Raw genomic sequence first — 15,351 nt, forward strand, 5'->3', positions numbered from 1 at the left:
AATTATCGCTTGTGGCCTGTATGAAGTTTGTTTTCTAAATAGATGGAGTATCTCGACATAGAGAAACAGAACACCCAGAAAACCAAAGCGACAAAGACATAACTTTCCGTTGAAAATCCTAACCACTCAGGATCGGTATTTGCAGCTTGACCAATACCAAGTACATCAAACATCCCAATAATGAGTACAAGGCTTGTGTCTTTAAATAAACCAATAAAGGTATTTACGATGGAAGGGATAGTGATTTTTAAGGCTTGAGGAAGAATAATTAAACGCATCTTTTTCCAGTACCCTAAGCCGAGTGCATCTGCCGCTTCATATTGACCTTTAGGTATGGCTTGTAAGCCACCACGAATAACTTCTGCCATATAAGCAGCACTGAATAGGACGACCCCTATTAAGGCTCTAAATAGCTTATCTAACTCCATTCCTTCTGATAAAAACAAGGGAAGCATGACCGAAGCCATGAAAAGAACGGTAATTAAAGGAACACCACGCCAAATTTCAATGTAGATAGTACACATACTGCGAATAATGGGCATTTCAGAACGACGACCCAAGGCTAAAGCAACCCCAATCGGCAAGGATACAACAATACCCACAATCGCAATGACTAAGGTAATTAATAATCCTCCCCAAAGGTGAGTATCAACAACGGGTAACCCAAATACGCCGCCATACAATAAAAAGGCAGCAAAGAATGGGAAAACATTTACAAAAACTAACCAAATAGCCACTTTCTTAGGGGTATGGTCATAAGCGAGCAAAGCCACAAAAATAGCGAGTAATGCGTAAAATAATTGAGGTCGCCATAGTTCATCCGTTGGATAGAAACCATACATAAATTGGTCCCAACGAACGTTGATCATTACCCAACACGCGCCTCCACTAGAGCAGGCATCACGCGTTGTTCCTATCCAATCGGCATTAATCAATGCCCAACTGACAGCGTTCCATAACCCACTAAACGCAAGATAAGCGATAATAAGGGTTAGAATTGAGTTAATTGGGCCATTGAATAAATGTCTTTTAAGCCACGTGACTGCACCTACCGTATTGGGTGGTGGTGGCAGATCTGGCTGAAACTGATGTGTATTCATAATTACCTCTCAACCAATGCGACTTTGTTGTTATAAATGTTCATAACGAATGAGGTTAGCAGGCTTAATGTAAGGTACACGCCCATGGTCATTGTTATGATTTCGATAGCTTGTCCTGTTTGGTTCAGTGTCGTTCCTGCAAATACAGAAACTAAATCTGGATAACCGATAGCCATCGCTAGTGACGAGTTTTTGGTTAAGTTTAAATATTGACTGGTTAGAGGGGGAATGATAATCCGCATTGCTTGTGGAATAACGACAAGTTTTAGCGTTTTATTTCTTGGTAAACCAAGTGCCATCGCAGCCTCTGTTTGGCCGTGACTTACCGCATTAATGCCTGAACGAACAATCTCTGCGATAAATGAGGCGGTATAAACACTCAGTGCCACCACCAGTGCCGCTAATTCAGGAATGATACTGATGCCACCACGAAAGTTAAATCCTTTCAGCTCTGGGTATTCAATCGAGACGGGCATACCAGAAATGAAATAAGCGAGAGTAGGTAACGCGATTAACAACAAAATGGAGTAGCGCACAACGGGAGTTTGTTGTCCTGTTAGGGTTTGTTTGTTATGTGCCCAACGTGATAAGAAAATAATAAACACAATAGCAAGGACGACGGCCATTCCTATTAGATTAGAACCTTCTTCAAAAATTGGGCTCGGAAAAAATAAGCCTCGAACATTGAGGAAAATACTTTCACCTAAGCTTAAACTTTGTCGAGGTGAAGGGAGGGCTTGTAAAACGGCAAAATACCAAAAAAAGATTTGTAACAAAAGAGGGATATTTCGGAACGTTTCGATATAGACAGCAGCACAGCGGCTAACTAACCAGTTACTTGATAGACGAGCTATTCCGACAGTAAAGCCTAGAATAGTGGCCAATAAAACGCCTAGAACGGAGACTAAGGCGGTGTTCAGCAATCCAACAATAAAGGTGCGACCATAAGAGTATGTTTCATCGTATTCCACTAAAGAAAGACCGATACCAAACCCAGCTTCTTGATCTAAGAAATCAAGACCTGTAGCGATACCTCGAGATTCTAAATTGGACAATGCATTGTTGACTATGGTGTAAAAGAAAAAGCCAAGTGCAGTAATTGCAAGCACCTGAAATAAAATCGCACGAAATGTTGGGTTGTATAAAATATTTTTATTTTTAGATGACATACGGCTACAACCTTAAATCCATTTATCAAAAGGGGTGAAAGCTCACCCCATAATATGACGTCTATTTATTGTTTTTATTGTGGGATTATTAACGGATTGGTGCGGCGTACATGAAGCCACCCGCATTCCAAAGGGCATTTACGCCACGAGATATTTGAAGTGGAGAACCAGTACCAACGGTACGTTCAAAACTCTCTCCGTAGTTACCCACTTGTTTAATTACTTGGTAACCCCAATCATCACGAATTCCTAAACCTTTTCCTTTAGGACCATCAACACCAAGGATACGTTTGATGTTTGGATCTTTAGATTTAAGCATTTGATCTGCATTTGCAGACGTAATGCCATACTCTTCAGCGTTTATCATGGCGCTCAAGACCCATTTGTTGATGTTAAACCATTTATCATCGCCTTGACGAACCACAGGGCCTAGCGGTTCTTTTGAAATGATTTCAGGTAAAATTTGTGCTGTTTTTGGGTCTTTTAGATTTAGGCGAAGAGCATAAAGGCCTGATTGGTCTGTGGTTAGTACATCACATCGACCAGCATCAAATCCTTTCGATGTTTGTGCCGCCGTATCAAATACGACAGGCTTATATTCCATACTGTTATTACGGAAGTAATCGGCAAGGTTTAGTTCGGTAGTGGTACCTGATTGAACACAAACAGACGCACCATCAAGCTCTTTCGCACTAGTGAGACCAAGTTCTTTTTTGACCATAAAGCCTTGACCATCGTAATAGTTAACGCCTACAAAATTTAAACCAAGGGAAGTATCACGATGCAGTGTCCACGTTGTATTACGTGACAGCACATCAATTTCACCTGATTGTAATGCAGTAAAACGCTCTTTTGCGGTTAATGGCACGTATTTAACTTTTGTTTTATCGCCTAATACGGCAGCAGCAACGGCTTGGCAGTATTCAACATCAATACCTTCCCATTCTCCTTTTGAGTTAGGGTTTGAGAATCCAGGTAGACCAGTACTAACCCCACATTGTAGATAACCATTCTTAACTACTTTTTCTAGGGTTCCATCAGCGGCAGCAGCTTGTGTTGACAATAGAGCTGCTGATGTTGCAATCGCTGCGAATAGAGTGTTTGATTTAAAATTCATCTGTGTTCTTCCTTAATAGTCCGTTATTGAACTGGCGTATCACAATCTAGTGCGTTGCGTTAGCCATTAGATGGAGTTCAATTGCTTATTTATAAGCAACTGTATTTAAACGATATACAATAGTGAATGATTTGTGAAATCGTCCACTGAATAAAATATAGGTAATAAGATCAGGCATATCCAACATAACTAGTGATTTATGCTGCTTTATTTTTAAAAGGTAGAGGTAATGAAGTGGTCTGACATTTAAATGTGTTAATAAATTGTTAATTCATTTATTTGTTGAATGTGTTAAGTCGCGATTTTTAGTTTGGTTAGTTGCCGCTCTACCTTAATGCCGAGAAGCAAGGTATATTATTGATATTAAATAAAAGGATAAGTGAGAGATTGGATGAGATATTTTCCCATTTTTATGGATATACGAAAGCGACCAGTACTCGTCGTTGGTGGTGGGGAAGTTGCTTGCCGTAAAATTGATATGTTATTGCAGGCGGATGCGGATATCACGGTAGTTGCTCCCTCAATTAAATCTTATTTAGCTGATTATGTTGAACAAGAAAAAATCCATTACCAGAAAGGATTTTATCACCGCGATCTATTAGACAATAAATATGTACAAGTATGGGCAACAACCGATAATGCGGACTTAAATCACCAAGTTTATAAAGATGCCCACAACGCGGGGATCCTCGTTAATGTGGTTGATGATACTGCTCATTGTGATTTCATTACCCCGTCAATGGTGAACAGAGGAAGAGTTCAAGTTGCCATTTCTAGTGGTGGCGCTTCACCTGTTTTGATACGAATAATTAGAGAACAATTAGAGACTCAATTATCAACAAAAATCGCAATGTTAGCGGATTTTGGTGCAGACAAACGCAGTGTTGTTAAAGATTCTTTTTCAACAGTGGATGAACGACGTAAATTTTGGGAAGCTTTTTTGCGATCCCCTGAAATAGAAAAATTAACGACTAGAAATGAATTAGAAAATTTATTCAGACTCCATTTATCATCATCGGTAGAAGTACAGGCAGAGCGTAATTGGATTGAGTACAACAAAGAGACCGAGATGTTGTCATTAAAGTCCCTGCGTTTAATGCAACAAGCCGAATGGGTATTGTGCTTCTCTGATTGCCCTGATGAGTTTATAGAGCTTTGTCGTCGTGATGCAGAGCGAATTTACATTGATACTGAAGCCGCTTTATTAGAGCGCTTACAAAAAGCAGAGAAAGAAAAGATAAGAGTAACTGTACTAGTGAAGAAAGGACGCTTACTCAGTAACAATGAGTTACAAGGCTATATGAGTAATGATGTCTACGTACCGACGTTATAATATTGATCGTTAAACCTAGGATAATGAATGCAATACCTTGCTATAAAAGACGCGATTGAAGAGCAAATAGAAAGTGGAATGCTAGAAGTTGGGCATAAATTACCATCAGAAAGAACACTAGCAGAAGCATTTTCAACGACTCGAATTACGCTTCGTGAAGCACTTTATCACTTAGAGTTATCGGGTAAAATATACCGAGAAGAACGTCGCGGATGGTTTGTTTCTTCGAAAGGGATCGTGTTAAATCCGATGGTCGATTTAGATCTGGCTGTATTATGTTCGAATCAAAAACGACGTTATATAAAAACCACCCTCAATGCACATAAAATATTAGCACCTAAAGCCATTGCAAATGCGTTGCAATTGACGCCTTTTTCTTATGTACTTGCGTTGTCATCTATTATCTCTATTGATAGCAGAAAAGTGGCTATTCAGTATCAATACATTCCAGTAGAGCGTTTTCCTAAGTGGCAACAACCTGAAAATGAACCCTCTATAGTGACTTATTTGAAAGATCACTATTTGTGTCAGGCTGATTTGATAACAATGAAAATAGGCGTTCAACCTGCGGAACTGATTGAGTCAACGGCATTGAATATTAGCAGTGGAAGCATGCTTTTTTCTGTGAAACAAACGGTTCATGATTCTCAAGGTAAGGCCTTTTTGTACCAAGTGACTAATTGGTGTCATGATGCGGTAAATATAGAAGGTTAATATGCTAATGCCAGTAATTATTTTTTCAGAATTAATGACACTGGTGTAAAACATAAGCCGATTCTGAATGAAAAAATACCACGAATAAAGCGTGGTATTTTTATTTATAGAGGAAGTAGATTACGGCGGTATTAGCGTAATAATTTCTTGGCTTGAGTTCCGCCAACAGGACGGCTTACCGAAATTGTTCTGCCTTTCTTTAATCCTTTTTCATAATCAGCAGTAATGTTTGCCATTGCTTCTCTTAACTGCTGTTTGAATGTTTCTCTATCAATATTTTGAAATTCTTTATCAATGTAATCATTAATTTTGTTTGCAGAATCATCATCAGGGGCAATCACGGGTAATTTTTCAAGCGCGCCTTCAATCCAACCCGCTAAAAATGAATTCACACGTCGAGTGACTTCAAGTTGCCCAGTCCCTGAGCCGGCAAAACTATTTTTGAATTGGCCTGTTTGTTCGTTCATTTCTCGATAAACAATATCAAAGGCAAATGCCGCAAAAATAGCGCGATCAGCAGAACCAATAAATTCTACTTTTTTTAGTCCTTTATGGTTCAGCAGAACCGCTTCAACCCCAAATCGTGTATTGATACCACGAATGATTTTTAGAATATTACTGCCTACATTGGCAGGAAGAAGATGGGTACTTTGCGTTTTCCCCATTTTGATAAACTCAATGTCATCTTTCTCAAGACCATACTTAAGCATAAGGCGATGCGCCATTCTAATGGCTTGAGCGGCTTCATTCACATTTGCTGAATTACCAAGTTCAAGACATTTAGCGATCTTTTTTAGAGCCTTTTGCTTTGCTGATGACATTATCTATCCTTTCTTTTTTTGGGGCGTATATTCTACCTTTCTCTTTCAAAATTTGGAAGATAGAAGAGGCGCTTACTTTGTGTTCTTAATGAAATAAATGGGGATAAAAGAAAGGTTGGTGTGGTTTATTAAGGAAATGATAAAAGAAGAAGAGAGATAAGGGTGTTTTTATAAAATCAAAGTAAATAAAAACACCGTCAAAATGACTCGTGGCTGAAAAAGGAGAGGGCGTTAAATGCCTAGTTCATCAAATAATGAGTCGTTAAGATCCTGAGTATTCTCTATTTTTTGTTCCGTTTTCTGATTGTTTCCAACTTTATGTTGTTCGAACAAATCATCAGCATCGAATTCGTCTTCTTGTTCGAATTCTTCAAGTTGAATAAACTCTGTTTTATCCATCGCTAGTTCAAGATAGAAAATATTATTATTTTGAGTCGTAAACGTAACACGACGTGCTTGAGGGCGATCAAGGTTCGTATCTACAGACAGAATGACTTGCTTATTTAAGGCCAACATTTTTGGTTGGTTTTGCGAAATCGTGGTTTGAAGCTGTTTGCGGATTTGACCCGTAAAATCACCTACGATTTGATTCATTAACTCACCCAATACGTCACCAACTTCGTCTGAGGTATGCAAGATAGCAAGTTCTTCAGCAGGCATGCCCATTGTTTGCATGTATCGAGTATACAGCTCAAGAGCAGCATCTTTTGTGAAGTTAGTGATAACCAATCCAGAGAAACCACCATCAAATAAAACAAAGCAACCAAAGTCTGGTTTTAAGCTTGTTTTCGATATTTTTTGAACCATGGCTGAGTAATTAACTGAACTTTGAGTTGCCTTCGTTAATACGCCTGACATCGAGCGGCACAACGTTAATAAAATATCATCAGTTGTAATTGTTTTATTTTTTCTTATCGCAGGTTTCATAACGTTCTCTATCAAAATGAGTTAAGAGGGGCTGATGCCATATCGCGTGATCATTGAATCGACGACTTTCTTAATATGGGCCATATACTAAAGCAAGAACAGTGCCACAGCTAAAAGGAATAAGAGGGCATCAGGTTTGTGTGTGAGTATTAATTCAAGACATAAAATATTTGGTTGATATAGCATAGGTTTGATGTTTTATCCACGCGAGATGTTGTAAAGTGTGTTTAGAACAACAATATGGTGCTGAGGGATCAGCAAGTGAAGGAGCATGGAAGCAATGTTACCAGCGTTAAAATTTCAATCGACTATCGATTCTGTTGTATTAACTTATCTAGAAGCCTTAAAACATACTGATTTTAAAGGCGATATAGAAACCACTTACGCCAGTCGCTTAGCGGTATCTACCGATAACAGCGTCTACCAGCAACTACCACAAGCGGTGTTATTGCCCCGTTTCACTGAGGATGTTCAGTGTCTTGCTGCACTGGCAGATAAACCTGAATTTAGAGGGATTACCTTTTCTCCTAGAGGAGGCGGTACGGGAACTAATGGACAATCATTAACAAAAGGTATTGTGGTTGATCTCTCTCGTCATATGAATAAAGTGATCGAGATTAATCCGCTAGAAGGCTGGGCCAAAGTTCAAGCTGGGCTTATTAAAGACCAACTTAATGATGCACTTCGTCCGTATGGTTTTTTCTTTTCTCCTGATTTATCAACCAGTAACCGAGCAACACTTGGGGGCATGATTAATACCGATGCTTCCGGCCAGGGATCACTCAAATACGGTAAAACATCCGATCATGTATTAAGTGTCACTGCTATTTTAGCTAATGGTACTGTGTTAGATACGGCTTTAACCAAAGAGAATCAACCGAAAGCGGCATTAACGGCTCTTGAAGTGACGGAATCAGTATGCCGAACTAAACGTCAACAAATTACGGATAAATTCCCTCCGTTAAACCGTTTCTTGACGGGGTATGACCTAAAAAATGCGTTGAATATTGAAACGGACAATTTTGATATTACTCGAGTGCTGTGTGGCGCAGAAGGGTCTTTGGCTTTTCTCACTGAAGCCATTGTAAATATTACGCCTATTCCAAAGGCAAGAACCTTAATCAACGTGAAATATGACAGTTTTGATGCGGCATTAAGAAATGCGGCATTCATGGTTGATGCAAACGCATTATCTGTTGAAACAATTGATTCTCGAGTTTTAAATTTTGCGAAACAAGACATTGTTTGGCATAGCGTGAGTGATCTCATCACTGATGTACCAAACAAAGATATGCTTGGCCTAAATATGGTTGAGTTTGCAGGCGCAGATCAACAAGAAGTCGATCAGCAAGTGTCTGCGTTAATCGAAAAACTTGATGTGTTGATGGAAAGTGGTAAATCAGGGTTAATCGGCTATCAAGTGACACAAGATGTGGCAAGTATTGGCCGTATTTACACCATGCGTAAAAAAGCCGTTGGGTTACTCGGTGCTACAAAAGGCGCGGCTAAGCCCGTTGCTTTTGCTGAAGATACTTGCGTACCTCCTGAAAATTTAGCCGATTTCATTCAAGAATTTAGAACCCTACTTGATGGGCACAAACTTAACTACGGTATGTTTGGTCATGTTGATGCTGGCGTACTTCATGTTCGTCCTGCATTGGATATGTGCGATCCGGAACAAGAAGCTTTAATGCATACGATTTCTGATCAAGTGGTGGCTTTGGTTTCTAAATACGGCGGCTTAATGTGGGGAGAACATGGTAAAGGTTTCCGTTCAGAATATGGTCCTGAATTTTTTGGTGATGAGCTTTTTACTGAGTTGAGAAGAGTAAAAGCCGCGTTTGACCCTTACAATAAAATGAACCCAGGCAAAATTTGTACACCATTAGACAGTACTGATGAGCTTGTCAAAGTGAGTGACACTAAACGTGGGTTTTATGATCGCCAAATTCCTGTTGAAGTCAGAGATAGCTTTAATCAAGCGATGGAATGTAATGGCAATGGTTTATGTTTTAATTACGAAACCAGTTCGCCAATGTGCCCATCAATGAAAGTGACTTCTGATCGCCGTCATTCACCAAAAGGGCGAGCCGGCCTTGTACGTGAATGGCTACGTCAATTGGCTGAGCAAGGTGTTGATCCCGTCAAGTTAGAGCACGATTTATTAACAAAGCGTCCATCGATAAAACAAATCATCGACCGTATTCGTAATCGTATAAATAAAGAGAAAGAATACGATTACTCTCATGAAGTACATGAGGCGATGATGGGGTGTTTAGCATGTAAAGCATGTGCAAGCCAATGCCCAATAAAAGTTGACGTACCAAGCTTTCGTTCACGCTTTTTAAATATGTATCACAGTCGTTACCAGCGTCCAGTAAAAGATTACTTGGTGGCAAATATTGAAACGATGTTACCTATAATGGCAACGATGCCAACCGTAATTAATGGTGTTTTAAAGCAAAGTCTTACACAAAGCATGACGAAGCGTGCGATTGGGTATGTTGATATGCCATTGTTATCTGTTCCTACCTTAAAAGAAAAATGTCGAGAACGAGATATTGAGACATTTAACCTAGAAACCTTGAAAAGGTTGTCTGATAAAGAGAAGCAGAGTTATGTGTTGATTGTTCAAGACCCTTTCACTAGCTACTATGATGCGAGTGTTATCAGTGATTTTATTGAGTTAATACAGCGTTTAGGTTTAAAACCAATACTGCTGCCATTTAAACCAAATGGAAAAGCTCAACACGTAAAAGGTTTCTTAAAACAATTTACCTCAACAGCAAAGAATACGAGTGAGTTTCTAAATCAAATTGCGACACTGGATATTCCAATGGTTGGCGTGGATCCTGCATTGGTTCTTTGTTATAGAGATGAATACGCAGAAATGCTTAAAGACCAACGTGGTGATTTTGAAGTTCTCACGGTTCATGAATGGTTAATGCCTCGATTAGTTGAGTTTAACAAATCAAACATTATTGATGTTAGGCCATGGAAATTGTTTGCTCACTGTACAGAGAAAACAAAAATGCCAAATGCGGAGAAAGAGTGGGGAGAAATATTTAACCACTTTGGATTAACATTGCATACCGTACCTGTTGGTTGTTGTGGAATGGCTGGGACGTATGGTCATGAAGCCGATAAAGTTGAAACGTCTAAAGCCGTCTATGATCTAAGCTGGAAAGCTAACCTTAAAGTGTTAGATAAAGATCGATGTTTAGTTACTGGATATTCATGTCGTAGTCAGGTTAAACGATTTGAAGGAGAGCAATTAAAGCACCCCTTACAAGCGCTACTGACAAATATTTAATATTGGAATGACTCTGCGTTACTTTATGGTAAAGTAGCGCGGATTTTACACATAGTTGTAAAACTATTTTTTATAAACGAATGATAAAGCGGTGGTATTACTACCACTTTGTTATTTACGGGTTGTTATATTGTAATCAATGTTTCTAATTAGAGTTAATAATATAGATGAGCACCGCTGAATTAATTAAACGTATTCCGCACATGAATGTTCTTGTTTTCACTGAAAAACGAGAACGTAGTACCCAGATCCGCCAATTTTTTCAAAAGGCGGGCTTTAAGAGTGCAGATAACTTTAATGTAAGTATGAAGGCGTCTGATTTGCCCGTGTATGAATATTACTTCATTGAATATCGTTATTCTGAACATGAAGTAATATCGGACATCGTTAAGAGTGCACGAGCTAAAGCTAAATTTGGTAAGCGACCAATCTTTATTATTGATATTGAAAATGAAGAGTCTCAAGTCGATGAAATCAATGCGAGAGAACTCTTTCCTGATTTTGTTGTAAATAGCCCAATTAATTTTGGTTATATTGATGAGTTAATTCGTAAATCATTCAATTTAACCTTATTGATTGAGAAATTGATTGCTGAAGTCAATAACTCCCAAGCGGCTTTTATTAAGCGAGCTCAAACTTATACTGGCACGTATAAGAACCGTATGCTTTTAAACATGACATTAGAAGAGTTAAATAAAGCGAAAGATTCTGTCACATTTAAAAAAGTATACCAGCGCCATGATAAAAGCGAGATCATGCCTCAGAACTTAATGGCTTATTGTGAAATGGTTGAGAAACCAAAAGCGATTCCCGTTCTTGAATTATTATTACGCTCAAAGCGTTATCAGTTCCAAGCGAATTTTATGCTTTCTGCTATTTATGCAGAAGCAAAGCATACGAGTAAGGTTCAGATTGCACTTACAAAAGCGTATGAAAATAATCCTAAAAATGACGATGTATTTTATGCATTTCTTGATTTTATCATTGAGAACAATGAATCATTATTATTGCATAATATGGTAATGAAACGTTTTTATCATATAGGGATTACTCCTTCGACATTAAACAGAATGGTAATAGATCTTGCTAATGCTGTTTATAAAACGAACGTCGTTTTTAATAAAGATGATTATAAACGCTTCTTTGGTCAATTAATTATGACATTAAAGAAACGTATCTCTATGGATAAACGCGATGAACTGCAAGGATTCATTAATGTACTTGTTGCTCGTCAATTGTATAAGCAAGGTAAGCGTTATAAAGCAAAAGCAATTGCGGTATTAAATTATCATCGTTTTCTTTCTAATCGAAAAGTTGCTTCTGATGAATTTCGTGTTGCCACTTTTGGTGTGCTAGCAATGGCGGGCGAAATAAAGCTGTGTGTCACACTGTATAAAATGTTTGATCAAGCTGGACTTAAAAAAACGGCCCCTCAGTTATTACAGCAATCGATGGCCCATTTTCAAAAGTTGAATAAAGTATACCAATGGCTAAGAGCTCAAAAGTCTGCGGATGAAAACAATCTACAATTGGTAAAAATCGGTCAAACGTACCCTTATTCTTCGGATCTTAATTACATGTTATTAACGCTAACATTAAGAGGGAAAAATTTGATGAAAGATCCTAAAAACATTAAACAATGTTTGGCGATTATTCATCGAATGGAAAAGACCAATAACACCGCAGGTTACGAGAATGTAATGTCATCAGTTGAGCAAAATAAAAAAATTCTTATTGATGTATTGTTAGGTAGCTCATAATTTTATCTGTTTTTTTTCTTAATAGGTTTCATCCATCACAGAGATAGGAAAGAGTGATTTAGCTTTTTTCTAAAAATAGTCCACACTTAAGTTATCAAAATAAAAGATAGCGATTGCTAGGGGTATACATGATGGAAAATAAAAAAGTAAAACAATACATGAGCGCACGCCCACTTTCTTTGACAGCGGATATGTCATTATCAGCAGCGTTAGACCAATTTATTACTTCACAACATATTGGCGGACCCGTTGTTAATGAACAAAGAGAAGTGATTGGATTTATTTCAGAACAAGATTTGATTAAGTCACTTTTGGGTGTGAGTTACCATTGCCAAGATACGCACGTTGTTGGTGATGTAATGAGACAAGATGTCTTAACGGTAACGCCAGAAGATAATATTATCGAGCTTGCACAAAGTATGACGGCGGATAAACCTAAAATTTACCCTGTTGTCGATGGTGGTAAATTGGTTGGTATTATTACTCGACGTAATGTACTGCAAGCGATCAGTGAATCGATTGGTCATTGTTTTAAACATCCAGTTTAATCATTTATTAGCATTCACCATCTCCCGATTACAAACTTGTCAGTTATTGTACGGTTAGACATGGGTAATTAATGAAAGGCACCTCGGTGCCTTTTTTTGATCTTATTCTTTTTGTATTAATTAATGTTATCGCTTGACCTTAGAGTTAACTCTAAGGTTTATAGTGACTGTAATAGTTAATAATACCTAACAGTAAGAAAGGATATTCTCATGTGTACATCTCATAAAACAACACACAATCACGATCACAAACATAACCCTTCAAGCTCATGTTGTGCCGCACCACAAATCACAAGCATTAAAGCGGAATCGGCAGTGTCTGATTGCTGTAGTTCAGTTGATAAGTCAAGTGACAGTGATTCTTGTTGTGGTTCGGATTCTGGAGATTCAGACCCCTCAGTTGCCATTCCTGCAACAAGTACTTTTTCTCGCAGTTGGCTGATTGCTGACATGGATTGCCCAAGTTGTGCTGCTAAATTAAAAAAAGCGATTCTTGCCATTCCAGAAGTGACGGACGCTAACGTTATCTTTGCAACAGAGAAACTGACGGTAAGAACGAATAACGAAGCGGCGTTTGAACGAGTGATTAGTGTCGCGAAAACCACGGGTTTTCCATTATCTGACATGGGGTCAAAAAACGCATCAGAAAGTGATGCACAACCATTTTGGCGTAAAAATATTTTATTGATCATCCTTGTTGCCTTTTTAGTCATTGCGACAGGTATTAATTTAGTTAACAAAGAACTCGGGACCATTGCATTCACGGTTGCTGGTTTATTTGGCCTTATTCCAATTGGTAAAAAAGCGATTCGTTTAGCTATCAATGGCTCTCCATTTTCGATAGAAACGTTAATGACAGTTGCCGCTATTGGTGCTGTGTATTTAGGTGAAACGGTTGAAGCCGCTATGGTTATCTTATTGTTTATGTTAGGTGAACAATTAGAAGGCTATGCGTCAGCGAAAGCTCGTAGTGGCGTAAAAGCGTTAATGGACTTAGTGCCAGATACAGCGCTACGCATCAATAAAGATGGCACTAAAGAAGAGGTTTCGGCTTCCGATCTGAAAGTCGGAGACAGAGTTCAAGTTTCTCCAGGCGATCGTTTAGCTGCCGATGCAATATTAGCGTCAGAGTTTGCTTCTTTTGATGAAAGTGCCTTAACGGGAGAGTCTGTTCCTGTTGATAAAAAGACGGGTGATGTATTAATGGCAGGGTCGATTGTTAATGACCGTGTAATTGAAATCGAGATAACGTCAGCTCAAGGTGAAAACGCGATTGATCGTATCTTACATTTGATTGAAGAAGCTGAATCCCGTAAAGCACCGTTAGAGCGTTTTCTTGATAAATTCAGCCGTTGGTACACACCAGCAATGATGCTGTTATCACTACTCGTTATTATTATTCCACCATTGATGTTTGGTCAATCATGGGATACGTGGATTTACCGTGGTTTAGCAATGCTACTTATCGCTTGTCCGTGTGCGTTAGTGATATCAACACCCGCAGCTATAACTTCTGGTTTGGCAACGGCAGCGAAAAGAGGGGCGTTAATTAAAGGTGGCGCAGCATTAGAAGAGCTAGGTCATATTAAAAATATCGCGTTTGATAAGACAGGTACCTTAACGCAAGGTAAGCCAGTTCTCACTGATATTCGAGTACTTGTTGAGATGGAAACTGAAGACAGTATCTTATTGCAATCAGCCGCGGTAGAGATGGGGTCGTCACATCCATTAGCAAAAGCGGTGGTAATAAAAGCACAAGAACAAGGCCTGATGGTTATTGAAGCGGATGATCGTGAAACGGTTGTAGGTAAAGGGATAAAAGGGATCGTTGATGAAAAACGAATCGCACTTTATGCGCCTCAACAATTTGATGGCGAAGTTACTTCTGAAGCCGAGAGCCAAATCGCGTTTCTAGAAGAACAAGGAAAAACGGTTGTTTTAGTGCTAGTAAATGATCAAGTATCTGGCTTATTAGCGTGGAGAGATGAATTACGTCCTGATGCGAAAATTGCAGTTCAGAAGTTAGTTGCACTCGGCATTACACCCATCATGTTAACGGGTGATAACGAACGTGCTGCCAAAGCGATTGCTGCAGAGCTGAATATTGACTATAAAGCGGGTTTATTACCGTCAGACAAGGTGAAATACGTTGAGCAGCTAACAGCAAAAGCAAAAACGGCAATGGTCGGTGATGGTATTAATGATGCGCCAGCAATGAAAACTGCCTCTATTGGTATCGCGATGGGCGGGGGAACGGATGTTGCTCTAGAAACGGCTGATGCAGCGTTAACTCATAATCGATTAGAAGAACTTGCACCAATGGTTGCGCTGTCAAAAGCAACACTAAGTAATATTCGCCAGAACATTACACTAGCGCTAGGATTAAAATCCATATTTTTAATGACAAGCTTGTTTGGTATTACCGGCCTATGGGTTGCTGTTCTTGCTGATAGTGGAGCAACGGCATTAGTTACATTAAATGCATTGCGTCTCTTACGATTTAAAGAAAAATAAACGTAGGATACCGTAAAAATAAAACCGCCATTTTA

11 protein-coding genes are annotated in these 15,351 nt (G+C 38.9%); 6 read left to right on the plus strand and 5 right to left on the minus strand.

The features are described 5' to 3' along the window. Positions 1–2: 2 nt before the first annotated feature. The 3 genes from A6E04_RS19050 to A6E04_RS19060 form a co-directional block, all read right to left on the minus strand. Complete coding sequence (locus A6E04_RS19050) at positions 3–1,100, minus strand: amino acid ABC transporter permease (protein ID WP_065612092.1); 1,098 nt, start codon at positions 1,098–1,100, stop codon at positions 3–5. A gap of 2 nt (positions 1,101–1,102) precedes the next feature. Further along, positions 1,103–2,269: an amino acid ABC transporter permease gene (locus tag A6E04_RS19055; protein WP_023603479.1), complete on the minus strand. Its 1,167-nt coding sequence runs from the start codon at positions 2,267–2,269 to the stop codon at positions 1,103–1,105. 88 nt (positions 2,270–2,357) lie between these two features. Beyond that, positions 2,358–3,386, minus strand: coding sequence for an amino acid ABC transporter substrate-binding protein (locus A6E04_RS19060; protein WP_017023625.1), 1,029 nt, complete (start codon positions 3,384–3,386; stop codon positions 2,358–2,360). Between the two features lie 391 nt (positions 3,387–3,777). Between A6E04_RS19060 and A6E04_RS19065 the strand changes: the two genes are divergently transcribed. Further along, complete coding sequence (locus tag A6E04_RS19065; protein WP_017023626.1) at positions 3,778–4,719, plus strand: precorrin-2 dehydrogenase/sirohydrochlorin ferrochelatase family protein; 942 nt, start codon at positions 3,778–3,780, stop codon at positions 4,717–4,719. Between the two features lie 27 nt (positions 4,720–4,746). Beyond that, complete coding sequence (locus A6E04_RS19070; RefSeq protein ID WP_065612093.1) at positions 4,747–5,433, plus strand: GntR family transcriptional regulator; 687 nt, start codon at positions 4,747–4,749, stop codon at positions 5,431–5,433. Between the two features lie 131 nt (positions 5,434–5,564). Here the strand turns inward: A6E04_RS19070 and A6E04_RS19075 are convergent, their stop codons facing one another. Together A6E04_RS19075 and A6E04_RS19080 are read right to left on the minus strand one after the other, a co-directional pair. After that, on the minus strand, positions 5,565–6,254 hold the full coding sequence (locus tag A6E04_RS19075; RefSeq protein ID WP_012550597.1) for a DUF2786 domain-containing protein: 690 nt from the start codon (positions 6,252–6,254) through the stop codon (positions 5,565–5,567). Between the two features lie 231 nt (positions 6,255–6,485). Further along, a complete protein-coding gene (locus A6E04_RS19080) occupies positions 6,486–7,181 on the minus strand; it encodes a DUF3334 family protein (protein ID WP_012550598.1) in 696 nt (231 codons plus the stop codon). A 280-nt stretch (positions 7,182–7,461) separates the two neighbouring features. Here A6E04_RS19080 and ydiJ point away from each other — a divergent pair, with 280 nt between their 5' ends. The 4 genes from ydiJ to A6E04_RS19100 all read left to right on the plus strand — a co-directional run bounded on the left by ydiJ (position 7,462) and on the right by A6E04_RS19100 (position 15,316). Then, the gene (gene ydiJ, locus A6E04_RS19085) at positions 7,462–10,494 is read left to right on the plus strand and encodes a D-2-hydroxyglutarate dehydrogenase YdiJ (RefSeq protein WP_026025632.1); all 3,033 of its coding nucleotides are present in this window, start codon (positions 7,462–7,464) and stop codon (positions 10,492–10,494) included. A gap of 167 nt (positions 10,495–10,661) precedes the next feature. Continuing rightward, positions 10,662–12,254 carry a hypothetical protein gene (locus A6E04_RS19090; protein ID WP_017023629.1) on the plus strand — a complete coding sequence of 531 codons (1,593 nt, stop codon included), beginning with the start codon at positions 10,662–10,664 and terminating at the stop codon, positions 12,252–12,254. 131 nt (positions 12,255–12,385) lie between these two features. After that, on the plus strand, positions 12,386–12,802 hold the full coding sequence (locus tag A6E04_RS19095) for a CBS domain-containing protein (RefSeq protein ID WP_023603473.1): 417 nt from the start codon (positions 12,386–12,388) through the stop codon (positions 12,800–12,802). A 210-nt stretch (positions 12,803–13,012) separates the two neighbouring features. Then, positions 13,013–15,316 (plus strand): zinc/cadmium/mercury/lead-transporting ATPase, encoded by a 2,304-nt coding sequence (locus tag A6E04_RS19100; protein ID WP_065612094.1) that lies wholly within the window; start codon positions 13,013–13,015, stop codon positions 15,314–15,316. Positions 15,317–15,351 lie beyond the last annotated feature (35 nt).

This window comes from Aliivibrio logei (assembly GCF_001691055.1).
GTDB classification, from domain to species: Bacteria; Pseudomonadota; Gammaproteobacteria; order Enterobacterales; family Vibrionaceae; genus Aliivibrio; species Aliivibrio salmonicida.